The organism is Aureimonas ureilytica DSM 18598 = NBRC 106430 (assembly GCF_000382705.1).
In the GTDB taxonomy this organism is placed as follows: Bacteria; Pseudomonadota; Alphaproteobacteria; order Rhizobiales; family Rhizobiaceae; genus Aureimonas; species Aureimonas ureilytica.
On record NZ_ARQE01000003.1, the window covers coordinates 297,340 to 312,934 of the forward strand.

At 69.2% G+C, this 15,595-nt stretch carries 15 protein-coding genes; 13 read left to right on the forward strand and 2 right to left on the reverse strand.

Going from position 1 to position 15,595, the window contains the following annotated elements:
• Positions 1-5: 5 nt before the first annotated feature.
• Complete coding sequence (cobT, locus tag B146_RS0108580) at positions 6-1,022, reverse strand: nicotinate-nucleotide--dimethylbenzimidazole phosphoribosyltransferase (RefSeq protein WP_019996023.1); 1,017 nt, start codon at positions 1,020-1,022, stop codon at positions 6-8.
• Positions 1,023-1,226: 204 nt separating this feature from the next.
• On the opposite strand from cobT, the gene cobS reads away from it, so the two are divergent.
• Entirely contained in the window at positions 1,227-2,012 is a 786-nt protein-coding gene (cobS, locus tag B146_RS0108585; RefSeq protein ID WP_019996024.1) for an adenosylcobinamide-GDP ribazoletransferase, read from the forward strand.
• Between the two features lie 2 nt (positions 2,013-2,014).
• Here the strand turns inward: cobS and B146_RS0108590 are convergent, their stop codons facing one another.
• Positions 2,015-2,281, reverse strand: coding sequence for a hypothetical protein (locus B146_RS0108590; RefSeq protein WP_019996025.1), 267 nt, complete (start codon positions 2,279-2,281; stop codon positions 2,015-2,017).
• A gap of 195 nt (positions 2,282-2,476) precedes the next feature.
• Here B146_RS0108590 and B146_RS0108595 point away from each other — a divergent pair, with 195 nt between their 5' ends.
• From B146_RS0108595 to B146_RS0108650, 12 genes are all read left to right on the forward strand, one after another.
• Positions 2,477-3,253 (forward strand): (Fe-S)-binding protein, encoded by a 777-nt coding sequence (locus B146_RS0108595; RefSeq protein WP_026358462.1) that lies wholly within the window; start codon positions 2,477-2,479, stop codon positions 3,251-3,253.
• Positions 3,250-4,701 carry a LutB/LldF family L-lactate oxidation iron-sulfur protein gene (locus tag B146_RS0108600; protein ID WP_019996027.1) on the forward strand — a complete coding sequence of 484 codons (1,452 nt, stop codon included), beginning with the start codon at positions 3,250-3,252 and terminating at the stop codon, positions 4,699-4,701. The genes B146_RS0108595 and B146_RS0108600 overlap by 4 nt, the downstream gene beginning before the upstream one ends.
• Entirely contained in the window at positions 4,698-5,351 is a 654-nt protein-coding gene (locus B146_RS0108605; protein ID WP_019996028.1) for a LutC/YkgG family protein, read from the forward strand. Before B146_RS0108600 ends, B146_RS0108605 begins: the two co-directional genes overlap by 4 nt.
• 61 nt (positions 5,352-5,412) lie before the next feature.
• On the forward strand, positions 5,413-6,825 hold the full coding sequence (pabB, locus tag B146_RS0108610; protein WP_019996029.1) for an aminodeoxychorismate synthase component I: 1,413 nt from the start codon (positions 5,413-5,415) through the stop codon (positions 6,823-6,825).
• Positions 6,822-7,415 (forward strand): anthranilate synthase component II, encoded by a 594-nt coding sequence (locus B146_RS0108615; RefSeq protein ID WP_019996030.1) that lies wholly within the window; start codon positions 6,822-6,824, stop codon positions 7,413-7,415. The genes pabB and B146_RS0108615 overlap by 4 nt, the downstream gene beginning before the upstream one ends.
• Positions 7,416-7,640: 225 nt before the next feature.
• Positions 7,641-8,105: a MarR family winged helix-turn-helix transcriptional regulator gene (locus tag B146_RS0108620; RefSeq protein ID WP_244498179.1), complete on the forward strand. Its 465-nt coding sequence runs from the start codon at positions 7,641-7,643 to the stop codon at positions 8,103-8,105.
• A gap of 250 nt (positions 8,106-8,355) precedes the next feature.
• Positions 8,356-10,005, forward strand: a complete 1,650-nt coding sequence (locus B146_RS25505; RefSeq protein WP_244498178.1) for a glucan biosynthesis protein — start codon at positions 8,356-8,358, stop codon at positions 10,003-10,005.
• Positions 10,002-10,325 carry a hypothetical protein gene (locus B146_RS0108630; protein ID WP_155897419.1) on the forward strand — a complete coding sequence of 108 codons (324 nt, stop codon included), beginning with the start codon at positions 10,002-10,004 and terminating at the stop codon, positions 10,323-10,325. The genes B146_RS25505 and B146_RS0108630 overlap by 4 nt, the downstream gene beginning before the upstream one ends.
• 163 nt (positions 10,326-10,488) lie before the next feature.
• Positions 10,489-12,300 (forward strand): glucans biosynthesis glucosyltransferase MdoH, encoded by a 1,812-nt coding sequence (gene mdoH, locus B146_RS25510; protein ID WP_155897420.1) that lies wholly within the window; start codon positions 10,489-10,491, stop codon positions 12,298-12,300.
• Between the two features lie 269 nt (positions 12,301-12,569).
• Entirely contained in the window at positions 12,570-13,760 is a 1,191-nt protein-coding gene (locus tag B146_RS0108640) for an OpgC family protein (protein WP_162141934.1), read from the forward strand.
• A gap of 128 nt (positions 13,761-13,888) precedes the next feature.
• The gene (locus tag B146_RS0108645) at positions 13,889-14,107 is read left to right on the forward strand and encodes a hypothetical protein (RefSeq protein ID WP_019996036.1); all 219 of its coding nucleotides are present in this window, start codon (positions 13,889-13,891) and stop codon (positions 14,105-14,107) included.
• Between the two features lie 48 nt (positions 14,108-14,155).
• The gene (locus tag B146_RS0108650; RefSeq protein WP_019996037.1) at positions 14,156-15,562 is read left to right on the forward strand and encodes a phosphomannomutase; all 1,407 of its coding nucleotides are present in this window, start codon (positions 14,156-14,158) and stop codon (positions 15,560-15,562) included.
• The last annotated feature ends 33 nt before the right edge of the window (positions 15,563-15,595 follow it).

The following is a 15,595-nucleotide window of genomic DNA, read 5'->3' on the forward strand; positions in this document are numbered from 1 at the left end:
CCGCGTCAGTCCCGATTGGGAACCTGCGCCTGCGCGAAGGTCGCCATGCCGTTGTGGCAGGCGACGGCCGCCTTCACCATGGCGGCGGCAAGCGCGGCGCCCGTTCCCTCGCCGAGCCGCATGCCGAGCGCCAGAAGCGGCACCTTGCCCATGCGCGCGAGGGCGGCCTGATGGCCGGGCTCGGCCGAGACATGACCGAACAGGCAATGGTCGAGCGCGCTCGGGTCGAGCGCCTGGAGCACGGCGGCGGCGGCGGTCGCGACATAGCCGTCCACGATGACCGGCACGCGCTGCATCCGCGCGCCGAGGATCGCCCCGCACATGGCCGCGATCTCGCGCCCGCCGAGCCGGCGCAGCACTTCCAGCGGATTGCCGAAATGCGGGCGATGCAGGTCGATCGCCTGCTGCACGACGGCGCGCTTGCGCTCCAGTCCCGCCGCGTCATGGCCCGTGCCCGGCCCCACCCAGTCCGCCGCCGTGCCGCCGAACAGGGCGGCGAAGAGCGCGGCGGCGACCGCCGTGTTGCCGATGCCCATTTCGCCGATGCACAGGAGATCGGGCTGGTCGGCAAGGCATTCCATGCCGAAGGCCATGGTCGCCGCGCAGTCCTTCTCGCTGAAGGCGGGGCCTTCCGAGATATCGTCGGTCGGATAGTCGAGCGCGAGATCGAAGACCTTCAGGCCGAGATCGAAGCTCGCGCAGATCTGGTTGATCGCCGCGCCGCCGGCGGCGAAATTTTCCACCATGGCCTGCGTCACCTCGGGCGGATAGGCCGAGACGCCCTTGGCCGCGATCCCGTGATTGGCCGCGAAGACGGCGACCACCGGGCGGTTGACGCTCGGCGCCCGGCCCTGCCAGGACGCCATCCATTCGGCGATATCCTCCAAGCGGCCGAGACTGCCGGACGGCTTCGTCAGTTCCTCCTGCCGGTGGCGCGCATCGTGGCGGGCGCGCATGTCGGGCGTCGGCATCTGGGCGATCAGCGCGCGGATATCGTCGAAAGGCAGACCGGTGGCGGACATGGGAAGGCTTCCTCGAATCGATGGGGGCCGGACGGCGGACAGCGCCGACCCTGCCGTCGGCTCCGAGGCGGGCATGGGAGCGCGGGGGAGCCCCCTTCGCGGAGCACGGCCCCGTTTCGGATCGACGCGAAGCTCCTTAAGGAAGAAGCCGCCCCGGCGCAAACGGCACGCCAGGACGAGGGAACGGGACGAGGGATTGCGACGATGGACGGCTTCTGGCGCGCGAGCGCCTTTCTGACGCGCCTGCCCGCGCGCGCCCAAGCCTTTCAGGGCGGCCCGCATCCGCTCGGCGCCGATGCCGCCGCCTTTCCGCTTGTCGGCGTCGCGGTGGCGCTGCCGTCCGCCGTCCTGCTCGTTCTCCTCGGCGCGGCCGGGCTTCAGCCGGTCACGGCCTCGCTGATCGCGCTTCTTCTTCTGGTCGCGCTGACCGGCGCCCTGCACGAGGACGGGCTCGCCGACACGGCGGACGGGCTGTTCGGCCATACCTCGGCCGAGCGCGCGCTGGAGATCATGAAGGACAGCCGCATCGGCACCTATGGGGCGCTGGCGCTGATCGGCTCGGTCCTGCTGCGAGTGGCACTTCTCACCGAGCTCGCCGCGCGGAGCCCCGCGCTCGCAGCCCTCGCGCTCATAGCGGCGGCGGGCGCAAGCCGGGGCGCCATGGCCTGGCTCTGGTCGCGCCTGCCCTCCGCGCGTCGGGACGGCTTGGCGGGCCGCATGGAAGCGCCGAGCCGGGAAACCGGCCGAAAGGCGGCCGGCCTCGCGCTCGCGCTGCTCGTCGTCGCGGGCGCGCTGACCGGCGCGCTCGCGAAAGATGGGGGAACGGGACTTGCGGCCTTCGTCCTGCCGGCGCTTCTCGGCGCCGCCGGGCTCGATGCGTTTCGCCGCTTTCTCCTGCGCCGCCTCGGCGGCACGACGGGCGACACGCTCGGCGCCGCGCAGCAGATCGTGGACATCGCCCTGCTGCTCGGCTTCGCGCTCGCCCTATAGGTTCAAATGCGCAGGCCCGTGCCGAGGCCCATGGAGGCGAGAATCACCGCCGCGTCGGGCTCGGGCTCGATCACCGGCACGCCCAATCCATCGCGCACGGCGATGACGGCGATCTCGGCGTCGTTCGTGTCGGCCACTTCGAAGATCGAGGGCGCGTCTTCCACGCCCTCCTGGTCGAAGGCTTCCCGCGCGAAACTGCGAGCGTCGCGCAGCTTCGAAAAGGCCTGGAACTTGCGGGCATCCTCGCAGTCGATTCGTACAACGTACATTTCGTAGGCCTCCGTTAGGATTGTCGAAAAGTTAAGCATGAGTCGTCGGGTCTGCCAAGTCGCCGGGCCAGACTGCGGACCGAAGCTTGCCCGGGTCCCGCGTCAAGCTCACGCCGGCCTGACCGAGGCCGGCCTTGCGCCCGCTCGCGCGCCGTCGCAAAGCTTGATCGAAGCAAGACGGCAAGGGAGGCCGGCGTGCCAACCTCATCATCCCCCGAGCGGCCGAGGGTCGCTCTTTTCGTCACCTGTCTCGTCAATGTCATGCGGCCCGGCATCGCCGAGGCGACGCGCGATCTCCTGACCGAAGCCGGCTGCGACGTGGACGTGCCGCTCGCCCAGACCTGCTGCGGCCAGCCGGCCTTCAACTCGGGCGACGAGGCGAGCGGGCGCGCCATGGCGCGCCACCAGATCGAGACGCTCGAAGGCTACACCTATGTCGTGGCCCCATCCGGCTCCTGCGCCGGCACGATCCGGCACGACTATGTCCACACGTTCCACGACGACGCGCCCTGGCGCGAGCGGGCCGAGAATCTTGCCGCCCGCACGCATGAGATCACGAGCTTCCTCGTCGATGTCATGGACTTCCAGCCGGCCAGGACGCGCTTTCCCGCCACAGCCACCTATCACGACACCTGCTCGGGGCTTCGCGAGCTCGGCGTCCACGACCAGCCGCGACGGCTTCTCGAGAGCGCCGAGGGGCTCGAGCTCGTGCCCCTGCCCGGCAGCAATGTCTGCTGCGGTTTCGGCGGCACGTTCTGCGTGAAATATCCCGCCATCGCCAATGCGGTGGTGGAGGAAAAGGCAGCGGCGGTGGAATCCACCGACGCCTCGATCCTGCTCGGTGGCGATCTCGGCTGTCTCATGAACATGGCCGGCAAGCTGCAACGGCGCGGCTCCAACGTGCGCGTGTTCCATACGGTGGAGGCGGTGGCCGGCCGGCTCGCCGGCCCGGGGATCGGAGAAGGCCGATGAGCGCCGCGCCCCAGCCCGCGCCGGGCGCCGCACCCAGCTTCACCGCGCGCTCGGAAGGAGCGCTCGCCGACCGCTGGCTGAAGACCGCGATCGACCGCACCACCGGCACCGCGCGCACCAAGCGCGCGGCGATCGTCGGCCAATGGCCGGACTTCGCGGTGGCGCGCGAGCGGGGCCGCGAGATCAAGGATCATGTGGTCCGGAATCTCGGCCATTACCTCGCCGAGTTCGAGCGCAACGCGCGGGCGAGCGGCGCCGTGGTGCATTATGCCCGCACCTCCGACGAGGCCTGCCGCATCGTCGTGGAGATCTGCCAGCGGGCCGGCGCCAAAAGCGTGACGCGCTCCAAGTCGATGCTCGGCGAGGAGATCGGCCTGCCGCACGCTTTGGAAGCGGCGGGCATCGAGCGCGTCGAGACGGATCTGGCCGAACATATCGTGCAGCTCGCGGGCGAGCGGCCGAGCCACATCATCTGGCCCGCCATGCACAAGACGCGCGAGCAGATTTCCGAGCTGTTCCGCGCCGCCCACGCCGAGCCGCACCGGGAGGAAACCGCCGAAGCCATGGCGGCCTCGGCCCGGCGCCATCTGCGCCAGCGCTTCCTCGACGCCGATATCGGCATATCCGGCGCCAATTTCCTCATTGCCGACACGGGCAGCGTCTGCACCGTGACCAACGAGGGCAATGCCGAAATGACCACCACGCCGCCGCGCATCCACATCGCGACGGCGGGCATCGAGAAGCTGGTGCCCTCAGCCGCCCACGCGGCGATGATGCTGCGCCTTCTCGTGCGCTCGGCGACCGGCGCGGCGCTGACGCAATACACGACCTTCCACACCGGGCCGAAACGATCGGGCGATCTCGACGGGCCGGAGGAGTTCCACATCGTTCTCGTCGACAACGGCCGCACCACGATGCTGGCGGGCGAGGAAATGCGCGACATGCTCCGCTGCATCCGCTGCGGCGCCTGCATGAACCATTGCCCCGTGTTCAACCAGATCGGCGGCCATGCCTATGGCGGCACCTATCCCGGCCCGATGGGCGCGGTGCTGACGCCGATCTTCGACGGACTGAACGAGAAGACCCGCGACCTCGCCCATGCCTGCACGCTGAACGGGCGCTGCCGCGAGGTCTGCCCGGTGGACATTCCGCTGCCGACCCTTCTCAAGGGCTGGCGCACGGCGAGCTGGCGCGAAGGGCTGGAGCCGCGCACCATGCGCGCCGGGCTCGGCCTGTGGCGCTGGCTGGCAACCCATCCGCTCCCCTACCGCATGGCCACCGGCCTCGCGGCGAAAGCGTTGCATTTCATGGGCGGCGCGCGCGGGCGTGTCGCCTCCCTGCCGTTTCTCGGCGGCGCCTGGACGCGGCATCGCGACATGCCCGTTCCGCCGGGCGGGCCGACCTTCCTTCAGGCCGAAGCCGCCCGCCAGCGGAAGGCCGGCCGATGAGCGAGGCCCGCGACGCGATCTTCGGCGCGATCCGCCATGCGCTCGGCCCCGCGCGCGCCGCCGAGCGCATTCGGGCCGAGGCCGACGCGCTTCTGGCCGAGCCCGAGCGCGTGCGTCCGCGCCTGCCCGATGGCGATCTCGCGTCCCTGTTCGAGGCGGCGGTGACGCGGCTGCCGCCCGGCGCGTCCTGCGAGCGCATCGCCGATTTCGCCGCCCTCCCCGCAGCCGTGGCGGCGCATCTCCACGCGCGCGGGCGCGAGCCGGCGATCAAGCTCCAGCCCGCGCTCGCGCTTCTGACGCTTCCCTTCGCGGAAGCCGGCGTCGCGCTGCGGGACGAGGTGGACGACCGCACCGCCCTGTCCTTGTCGGACTGCGCCATCGCGGAAACCGCGAGCCTCGTGATCCGCTCGGGTGCCGACATGGCGGTGCTCGACGCCTTTCTGCCGCTGCACCATCTCGTGGCGGTGCGCGTTTCCGACATCGTGCCGCATCTGGAAGAGGCGGTCGCGCGCTTCGATCTCGCCCGCAGCCGCAATCTCGTGGTGGTCACCGGCCCGAGCGGGACGACCGATATCGAGGGCAATCTGGTGATCGGCGTGCATGGCCCGGCGACGCTGCACATCTTCCTGATCGAAGACGGCGCGGCTTGACAGCGGCAGCCGGCTCGGCAAAGGCGCGGGCCGGTTTGTGGGCAAGGGAGAACGGCGGGGCATGTGGTGCGAAGCGCTCGAGGGCTGCGACCCCATGGAAGCGGCCCGCCGCCTGCGCCCGCTCGGCCGCCTCACCTTTCTCGACAGCGCCGCGCCGGGCGGCCCGAACGGGCGGCGCTCGGCGGTTCTCGCCGCGCCCTTCGCCGAATTCACCGCCTCGCTGAACGAGACGCGCCTGGACGGCGCGCTGGTCGAGGGAAGCCCCTTCGCCGCGCTCGACGCCCTTCTGGCGCGCTACCGGATAGAAGCCCGCGACGAAACGCGGCTCGGGCCGGGCCTGGCCGGTTTTCTCGCCTTCGAGGCCGGGCATTTCATCGAGCGGCTGCGCCCCGTGCGCGATCTCGACCCCGACCGCCCGCTGATCGCGCTCGGCCTCTACGACACCGCCCTCGTGTTCGATCACGACCGGGGCACGACCAACCTCGTGTCCAGCGGCTTCTCGCCCGTTCTCGACGCCGCCTCGCCGCTCGACGCGCGCGAGGCCCATGCGCGGGCGAGGTTGGCCGAATTCCGCGCGGCGCTGGAGCGCGAGCCGGCGCCCGAAGCGCCCGCTCCCACTGAGGCCCCCGAATGGCGCTCGGACATCTCGCGCACCGATTACGCCGCGATGGTGGAGCGCGTGCGCGCCTTCATCCGGGCGGGCGACATCTATCAGGCCAATGTCGCGCGCCGCTTCGAGGCCGACCTGCCGGAGGGGTTCGATCCGTTCGGCTTCTACGGCGTCCTGCGCCAGGTGAACCCCGCGCCCTTCGCCGCCTATCTGGACATGCCCGGCCGCACGATCGCCTCGGCCTCGCCCGAACTCTTCCTGCGGCTGCGCGGGCGCGCGGTGGAAACGCGGCCGATCAAGGGCACGGCGCGGCGCGCGGCCGATCCGGCGCTCGACGCTGAGGCCGCCGAGGCGCTTCTGGCCTCGCGCAAGGACCGGGCCGAAAACGTCATGATCGTCGATCTCCTGCGCAACGACCTGTCGCGCGTCGCCGAGGCCGACAGCGTCGAGGTGCCGGCCCTGTGCGCGCTGGAGAGCTTTTCGGGCGTCCATCATCTCGTCTCCGAGGTCACGGCGCGGCTGCGCGAAGGCGAAGGCGTCGGATCGCTCCTGAGCGCCAGCTTTCCCGGCGGCTCCATCACCGGCGCGCCGAAGATCCGCGCCTGCGACATCATCAGCGAGCTGGAAGGGCGGCGGCGCGACGTCTATTGCGGCTCGCTCGCCCATTTCGGCTTCGACGGCGCGGCCGATCTTTCCATCGCCATCCGCACCGTGGAATTCGAGGGGACGCGCGCCCGGTTCGGCGCGGGCGGCGGCGTCACCATCCTGTCGGACGGGGCGGCGGAATACGAGGAAACCGGCGCCAAGGCCGTGCGCATTCTCGAGGCGTTCAAGGCCTATGCCAGGGGCGGGTCGGCGGCGTGATCCTGCTTCTCGACAATTACGACAGTTTCTCGGCCAATCTCGCCCGCTATCTCGAACGGCTCGGCGCGCCGGTCGCGATCCGGCGCAGCGACCGGGTGACGCTCGGTGAGATCGAGGCGATGGAACCCGAGGCGATCGTCCTGTCGCCCGGCCCCTGCGGCCCGGCGGAGGCCGGCGTCTGCCTCGATACCGTGCGCGCCTTTTCCGGACGCATCCCGATCCTCGGCGTGTGCCTCGGGCATCAGGTGATCGGCGCGGCCTTCGGCGGATGGGTCGGCCCGGCGCTCCAGCCCATGCACGGCCTGTCATCGCCCGTGCGCCACGAGGGGGGCGATCTCTTCGAAGGCCTGCCGCAGCCCCTGGAGGTCGGGCGCTACCATTCGCTGATCGTGCGCGCGACGCCGGAGATGGACGCGGCGCTTCGCGTCACCGCCTGGTCGGACGAGGGCGAGATCATGGCGCTGCGCCACCGCACGCACCCGACCTACGGAATTCAGTTCCATCCCGAATCAGTACTGACACCTGACGGCGCGCAACTTCTGGGCAATTTCAGGACATTACTTGGTCGGAAACGGGTCGAAAGGGCCTGAAAACCGGGCGTTTGGCAATCGATCCGGATGACATAATAAGTCGGACCAATGGGTTAGCATCACTGTCCCATTGAAGCCGCGAGCCCAGCATGGTCCGGCATCCGAGTAAAGTTCGCGAGTCGTCAGCCAGCTTATAATTACTTAAATGCGAAACGTTTGGGCTTCTTGCATATCGTTTCGCATGAATGAGCGTATCAGTTCGAGAGGCTCAACGTGCCTGACACGGTGACATCCTCTCCCCCGAATTTGACGGACGAAGACGCGCAACTGGTCGCGACGCTTTTGTCGATCGCCAAGTCCACACGCGCCTTTCTCGCCCTTCTCCTGGCCCAGATCGATCTGCATCCGGGCCAGGATCAGCTTCTCGCTCGGCTGACGCCGGGAGAGTCCGTCAGCGTCTCGGCGCTGGCCGAGCAGCTTGCCGTGCGCCCGTCCACCGTGTCCAAGATGCTGGATCGCCTGATCGAGAAGGACCTCGTCCTGCGCGAGTCCAACAGCCGCGATGCGCGCCGCACCATGGTCATGTTGACCGCGGCCGGGGAAGCGGCCAAGCAGCGGGTGCGCGCCCTGTGGCTGCGGCTCGATACGGAACTCGGCAATTCGCTGGAGGACAAGGAGCGCGCCGCCATGCTCGCCTCGCTCCAGCAGGTCGATCAGCTCCTGAGCGCAAGGCTGCGCCGCCTGCGCTAGCGCCTTGGCCCCGGCGTGGCCGGCGGGCCAAGCCCCGGAAAGCGTTTCTTGTTTGGAAACCGGCGAGCGCGCGGCGGGTGCGGCGCAGCGCAAACGCGCGCGGCACTCACGGGCGGGGCGCGGTTTGGTGCGGCTCGTCGGCCTATGGCCGGCGAACTTGTTGCGGACCTGAGCATTGGCTAGGCTATTCACGGCTTTTCGCATATGCTCAAACGCGCGCGCACTCAACGAGAAGAAGATCGCCATCCCTGTGACGAGACCCTCGCATCTTTCCCGACGCACGGCGCTGAAATACGGCTTGGGCGGCGTCATCACACTGCTGTGGACGCAGGCCAGGGCGCAGGACCCGCAAACCCAGCCGGCGCCGGGCGCGACGCCCCCCGCCGCGGAGCCCGCCCCCGCGCAGCCCGCGGCCCCCCCGACCGTCGTCGATCTGAACGCCTTCTCCTTCGATGCGCTGACGGCCGCCATGCGCAATCGCGCGGCCCAGCCCTATCAGGAGCCGGCGAACGAGCTGCCGCAGCCGATCGCCGATCTCGACTACGACCATTACCGCCGCATCCTCTACCGGCGCGACCAGACGATCTGGGCGAACGAGCCGCTGAACTTCCAGATGCAGGCCTATTTCCCGGGCTTCCTCTACAAGGCGATCACCCGCGTCTTCGTGGGCGACGGCACGCATTTCCAGCCGCAGGTCTTCTCGGGCGCCAATTTCGAGTTCCTGGCGCCGCTCGACCCGTCCGTCTTCCAGAACATCCAGCTTCCGGGCGTGGCGGGCTTCCGCCTGAACTATCCGATCGACCGGCCCGACCTCTACGACGAGATCGTGTCCTTCCTCGGCGCGTCCTATTTCCGCGCGCTCGGCATGAACAACCGCTACGGCCTGTCGGCGCGCGGTCTGGCGATCAACACGGCCACCACCTCGGCCGAGGAATTCCCGCGCTTCACCGCCTTCTACATCGTGAAGCCGCAGCCATCCGACGAGACGATCCAGCTCTTCGCCGAACTGGAAGGCCCGAGCCTCACCGGCGCCTATGCCTTCAACCTCAAGCCCGGCCCGCAGACGATCATCGACGTCACCGCGCGCCTGTTCTTCCGGGGCGAGGTGGAGCGGCTCGGCGTCGCGCCGCTGACCTCGATGTATCTCTTCGGCGAGAACGACCATAGCGAGCGCGAGGACTTCCGCCCGGAGGTCCACGACAGCGACGGCCTGTTCATCCAGCGCCCGAACGGCGAGCGCCTCTGGCGTCCGCTCAAGAATCCCGACGATCTCGCCCTGTCCTACTTCACCGAGGCCTCGCCGAAAATGTTCGGCCTCATGCAGCGGGACCGCGACTTCAGCCATTACGAGGATGTCGAGGCGCATTACGAACTGCGCCCCTCGCTCCTGATCGAACCGCTCGGCGACTGGGGTCGCGGCGCGATCCTCCTCGTCGAGATCCCCACCGAATCGGAAGCCAACGACAATATCGTGTCGTTCTGGGTGCCCGAGGAAAAGCCCAAGGCCGGCTCGCAATACGAGTTCCGCTACCGGATGCATTGGGGCATGTTGCCGGACCCGCTGACCCATCTGGCGACGGTCGCCGGCACCTATGCGGGCGTCGGCGGCAACGCGGCCGACACGGCCGACACGGGGCTTCGCCGCTTCGAGATCAACTTCGTCGGCGGCACGGCGCAGAACCTGCCTGTCGACGCGGTGGTGGTTCCGGTGATCGACGTGCCGGCGGAAGGCGCGCGTCTCGTCCATAGCGGCATCTCGCGCCTGCCGAACGGCGGCTGGCGCCTGTCGATCGAGCTGGAGAAGCTGAACGCCAGCCCGGTGGAGCTGCGCGCCAAGCTGTCCTTCAACCAGCGCATCATCTCCGAATCCTGGCTCTATCAGTGGACGGGCCGTCCGTGATCGGCCGCGACACGCAGACCGCCCCGCGCGCCAACACGGGCGAGGCGGATCGCTTCTTCGACACGCGGCCCGTGGGCTTTCTGGTGAACCGGCCGGACCTTTCCGAAGAGGAGGTCCTCGCCGCGATCCAGGAACGGCTCGCCTTCGACGGGCGCACCGGCCCCGAGCCGCAGGTGGTGATCGAGGCGGCGCGGCTCGGCAAGCGCAAGGCGCTGGCCTTCCTGCGCAAGCTGGTTCTTCCCCAGCCCCGCTCGCCCCTCGCCATGCCCGTGCAGCCGATCCTGCGCGAGCATCTCACCCATGGCGTCGAGGGCCATTGATGGTTCGGCGCCAGGTCCTCGCGGATCGGCGCCGCCGTGAAACCGGGCCGAGCCGGATGCCTCATCCGGCAGGCCGCCGAAGCCGGGTCCGCCCCCATGATTCCGTCAAGGTCGCATGGTTGGTGCCGCCGTCCCGCATGAGTTCTTGTCAGCGAGCGCGTCCGTGATCGTATTGGGTAGACTGTTCTTCGCGCTGTTCGCGCTTCTCCTCGCCGTGGTGGCGGGCGTCCTGTTCGCCGTGGTGATCACGGCCAACGGCACGACCTGGCTGCATGTGGTGCAGGTCCTGCTCCTGATCGTGTGCTGCCTCTGGCTCGCCTGGGGCTTCAACACGGCCGTGGTGGGCATCTTCTCGCGCCGCGGCCGGCGCTGGACGGCGGCGCCCGACGGGCGGCGCTCGCAAAGCCGCACCGCCATTCTCATGCCGGTCTACAACGAGGACGCCGACGCGGTTCTGGCGCGCGTCGCCGCCATGATCGAAGGCCTCCAGGCGATCCGCCGCCTCGACCATTTCGACGTCCATATCCTCAGCGATTCCACCAAGGCGGAGGCCGTGGCGGCCGAGCGGCGCGCCACCTTCTCGGTCGCCGCCGCGCTCGAAGCCGGCAGCCATCTCTATTATCGCAACCGCAAGAAGAACATAGGGCGCAAGGCCGGCAACATCGCCGACTTCGTCACCAATTGCGGCGGCGCCTACGACTATATGCTGATCCTCGACGCCGACTCGCTGATGCGGCCCGAGACCATGCTGGAAATGGTCGCGCGCATGGATGCCGATCCCGAACTCGCCCTCCTCCAGACCCAGCCGCTGATCATCGGCCGCCGCACCCTGTTCGGCCGCGCGCTGCAATTCTCGGCCGCGCTCTACTCCCCGATCTTCTCGCGCGGTATCGCCTCGCTCCAGGGCCGCGAGGGTCCCTTCTGGGGCCACAACGCGATCATCCGCACGCGCGCCTTCGCCGAGCATTGCGGCCTGCCGAACCTGTCGGGCAAGCCGCCCTTCGGCGGCCACATCCTCAGCCACGACTTCGTGGAAGCCGCGCTTCTCGCCCGCTCGGGCTTCAAGGTGCGCGTCGATCCCGACCTCCAGGGCTCCTTCGAGGAAGCGCCGACCAATCTCATCGAATATGCCAAGCGCGACCGGCGCTGGTGCCAGGGCAATCTCCAGCACGGGCGCCTCGTGCCGGCGCCCAACATCCGCTTCTGGAGCCGGGTGTCGATGATCTCGGGCATCATGGCCTATGCGGCCTCGCCGATCTGGCTCCTGTTCCTCGTGGTCAGCCTTCTCGACCCGATCCTGTCGCCCTCGCCGAACTACTTCCCGGCGGACTCGCTCTTCCCGGTGTTTCCGCAGCCCGAAACCGGCAAGGCGCTTCTGCTCCTCCTGGGCATCGTGCTCCTCCTTCTCCTGCCCAAAACGCTGATCGCCTGCTACACGGCCTTCACCCGGCGCTCGACCGCCTTCGGCGGCACGCTGACCGTGCTTCTCGGCGGCGGCGCGGAACTCGTCCTCACCAGCGCGCTCGCGCCGATCATGATGATGTTCCAGTCCAAGGCGGTGACGGAAATCCTGCTCGGCCTCGACAGCGGCTGGCCGTCCACCGATCGCGACGACGAAGGCCTGCCGCTGAAGACCGCCTTCCAGGCGTCCTGGTGGATGGTGATCGCCGGCGCGATCCTTCTCTTCCTCACCTTCTTCTACGCGTTCGAACTGTTCTTCTGGGTCTGCCCGATCGCCATTCCGCTCCTGATCGCGCCGCTCTTCATCTCCTGGACGGGCGATCCGGGATTGGGCGACGCGGTGCGCCGCTCCACCATCTTCGCGACGCCCTTCGAGATCGATCCCGAGCCGGTGATCCGCGCCTCGGAAAAATGGCGCCGCCGCCTCAGCGAGGAAAGCATCGGGCGCGAGCCCACGCTGCCCAAGGACGCGGCCTCCGTCACCGGCCCCTCCGCCGCCATGGCGCCGGCCTGACGCTCTAGCCACCACACCTCGGAACCGCGAAACGGCCGCTCCGCCCCTTCCGGGTCGGGCGGCCGTTCTGCTTTTGCGGCCTGCCTTCCTCTCGCCGGATTGCTTGGGCACCTGCCTTTGCTGCAATGCGAAAGACGTTCAGCAAGGGTTCAGGCGCGGGCCTCTAACGCTAAGTATGACAAACCGAAGACGTCGATCGTCTCGGTGCGTGCATGAACGGTCCGATCTCCCAACCGGGAACCGGCCCGTCTGGAATGGATCGAATGAGCATGGCATCCGCACCGGTTGGCGCGCCAGGATCGGCGCGCGACAGTCGCGTCGATTTCTTTCGCGGCTTCGCCCTCCTGACGATCTTCGTCAATCACGTGCCCGGCGTGATGTGGGAGCATCTGACCTCCCGCAATTACGGCTTCTCCGACTCGGCCGAGCTTTTCGTCTTTCTGGCGGGCTTCGCCTCCGCCTTCGCCTACGGCCGCTCGTTCCTGCAGGGCTCGGCCTTGGTGGCGAGCATCAAGGCGCTGCGCCGGGCGGGCACGCTCTATCTCGTCCACATCACGCTGACGATGATCGCCGTCTCGCTCTTCGCGCTCGCCGCGATGACCACGGGCGACGGGCGCTATCTGATGCAGCTCGGCATCGGCTACTTCATGACCCAGCCGGTGGAAACGCTGGCCGGCGTCGCGACGCTGATGCACCAGCTCGCCTATCTCAACATCCTGCCGATGTACTGCGTCATTCTCCTGATGCTGCCCTTCATGCTCGCCATCGTCAGGCGCGTCGGCCTGCCCGGCCTCCTGATCGTCTCGGCGACGCTCTGGGCCATCGCCGGCACGACCGGCCTGAACCTGCCCAATCACCCCAATCCCGGCGGCTGGCAGTTCAATCCCTTCGCCTGGCAGATCGTCTTCGCCATCGGCCTGGCAGTGGGGCTGGCCAAGGCCGGCGGGCGGGCGCTCGTCGCCTACAATCCCACGCTCTACGCGATCGCCCTCGCCTATCTCTTCCTGTCCTTCCTCTTCGTCGAGTTCCAGCTCTGGCACTGGTCGTCGCTCGTGCCCGGCCCCTTCCTGATGACGGGCTTCGACAAGACCTTCGTCACGCTGCCGCGCCTCCTGCACATTCTGGCGCTGGTCTATGTCTTCGCCCATGCGCCTTCCGGCTCGCTGGTCCGGCGAATCGGGCCGAACAATCTCCTGTCGGTGATCGGGCGTCATTCGCTTCCGATCTTCGCCACCGGCACGATCCTCTCCGTCGCCGCGCAGGCGCTGCGCTTCAACCGCGAGCCGGCCTTCGTGTTCGACACGGCGCTGATCGCGGCCGGGCTCGCCCTCCATGTCGGGCTGGCTCTGTTTCTCGAATGGTGGCGCGGCGTCTCGGCACCCGTGCGGGCCCGCCCCCTCGCGGCCGGTGGCGCGACGGCGGCGGCCTTGCCCGGCCCCCGGCTCGGCCGCACGACCTGACCCCTCCCCTTCCGGCCGGACGCTCCCCTCGATGCGCCCGGCCGATTTGCGTGTCGGAAGAGCGATGCGTTTCGCCGGGGATGGGGTATAAGCACGGCGTTTTCCCCCAGTTCGGCGAAAGGTCGCGCATGAAGGACCAAGAACATCCCTTCCTCCGCCCGCTCTACCGGCGCGTCATTCTGGTCGCGATCTGCTTCGCCTGGGCGGGCTTCGAGCTCTACATGGGCAGTCCGACCTGGGCGATCCTGTCGGCGGCGATCGGCGTCTACGGCGTCTGGATCTTCTTCGTGACCTACAAGCCGCTGGACGAGACGCCGCCCGCTTCCCGCGACACGGGCGAGCGCTGAGCCGCCTTGCCTGCGCCCCTCTAACTTTCAACGGCAGGACAGACCGTCATGAGCCTGAAGTTCGGAACCAGCGGCTTGCGCGGTCTCGTCACCGACCTCCTGGGCGAGCCGAGCTATCGCTACGCGCTCGCCTTCCTGCGGGTGATGGCCGAGCGTGACGCGCCGCCCCGCGTCCTGATCGGGCGGGACCTTCGCGCCAGCAGCCCGGAGATCGCGGGTCTCGTGGCGGCGGCGGCGCGCGAGGCCGGGTTCGAGCCGATCGATGCCGGCGCCGTGCCGACGCCGGCCTTGGCGCTCGAGGCCGCGCGCCTCGGCACTCCGGCCGTCATGGTCACGGGCAGCCACATTCCCGAGGATCGCAACGGGCTGAAATTCTACGGGCTGAAGGGCGAGATCACCAAGGCGGACGAGGCGGACATTCTCGCCGCCTTCGAGGGGATCGGCGAGGTCGCCCCCAGCCGTCTCGCGCCGCCCGAGGCGCTGACGCCCTCCGATGCGCGCGCGCGCTATCTCTGGCGGGCGGTGGAGGCCTTCGGCACCGAGGCGCTGCGCGGCGCGCGGATCGGCATCTATCAGCACAGTTCCGTGGCGCGGGACCTTCTGGCGGAAGCCGTGGAAGCGCTCGGCGGCGAGGCCGTACCCTTCGGCCGCGCCGAGAGCTTCATTCCCGTCGACACCGAAGCCCACCGCCCCGAAGACCTCGCGATCCTGAAGGACGCCGCGCGCGGCGGCTTCGACGCGATCCTCTCCACCGACGGCGACGCCGACCGCCCCCTGATGGCGGACGAGCGCGGTGAGGTGATCCGGGGCGACGTGCTCGGCCTCATCGCCGCCGCCCATCTCGGCTTCGACACGATCGTCACCCCCGTCACCTCGGGCTCGGCGCTGGAAGGCTCGGGGCTGGTGGAGAGGGTTCTGCGCACCCGCGTCGGCTCGCCCTATGTGATCGCCGGGATCGAGGAGGCTCTGGCGGAAGGCCGCCGGGGCGTCGCCGGCTTCGAGGCCAATGGCGGCTTCATCCAGGGCACGGATGCCAGCGTCGACGGGCGGCGTGTGCCCGCGCTCCCGACCCGCGACGCGCTTCTGCCGCTTCTCTGCGCGCTCGTCGCCAGCCGCAAGGCCGGCCTGCCCCTGTCGGAACTGGTCGCGCGCGTCGGCGCCAAGCCCGCCGCCTCGCACCGACTCCAGAACGTGCCCGCCGAAAAGAGCGGCGCCTTTCTCCAGCGCCTCGCCGAGGACGAGAGCTTCCGCACGGGCTTCTTCGACGGGCTCGGGACCCCCGGCGCGGTGAACCGGCTGGACGGGGTGCATGTCGCGCTGTCCGGCGGCGAGACCGTGCATTTTCGCGCCTCCGGCAACGCGCCGGAGCTGCGCTGCTATGCCGAGGCCGCAAGCGTGGAAGCGGCGCAGGCGCTGGTGGCGGAAGGGCTGGAGCGCGCCGCGCGCGCGCTCTGAACCGACCACCGCCATCCCGAACGAAAAAGGGCC

Bases quoted from the DNA above. Each gene is read 5' to 3' on its own strand.
- B146_RS0108645 (WP_019996036.1), top strand. From the start codon at position 13,889: ATGAAGGACCAAGAACATCCCTTCCTCCGCCCGCTCTACCGGCGCGTC.
- B146_RS0108650 (WP_019996037.1), top strand. From the start codon at position 14,156: ATGAGCCTGAAGTTCGGAACCAGCGGCTTGCGCGGTCTCGTCACCGAC.
- cobT (WP_019996023.1), bottom strand. From the start codon at position 1,022: ATGTCCGCCACCGGTCTGCCTTTCGACGATATCCGCGCGCTGATCGCC.
- B146_RS0108600 (WP_019996027.1), top strand. From the start codon at position 3,250: ATGAGCGCCGCGCCCCAGCCCGCGCCGGGCGCCGCACCCAGCTTCACC.
- B146_RS0108640 (WP_162141934.1), top strand. From the start codon at position 12,570: ATGGCATCCGCACCGGTTGGCGCGCCAGGATCGGCGCGCGACAGTCGC.
- cobS (WP_019996024.1), top strand. From the start codon at position 1,227: ATGGACGGCTTCTGGCGCGCGAGCGCCTTTCTGACGCGCCTGCCCGCG.
- B146_RS0108605 (WP_019996028.1), top strand. From the start codon at position 4,698: ATGAGCGAGGCCCGCGACGCGATCTTCGGCGCGATCCGCCATGCGCTC.
- B146_RS0108590 (WP_019996025.1), bottom strand. From the start codon at position 2,281: ATGTACGTTGTACGAATCGACTGCGAGGATGCCCGCAAGTTCCAGGCC.
- pabB (WP_019996029.1), top strand. From the start codon at position 5,413: ATGTGGTGCGAAGCGCTCGAGGGCTGCGACCCCATGGAAGCGGCCCGC.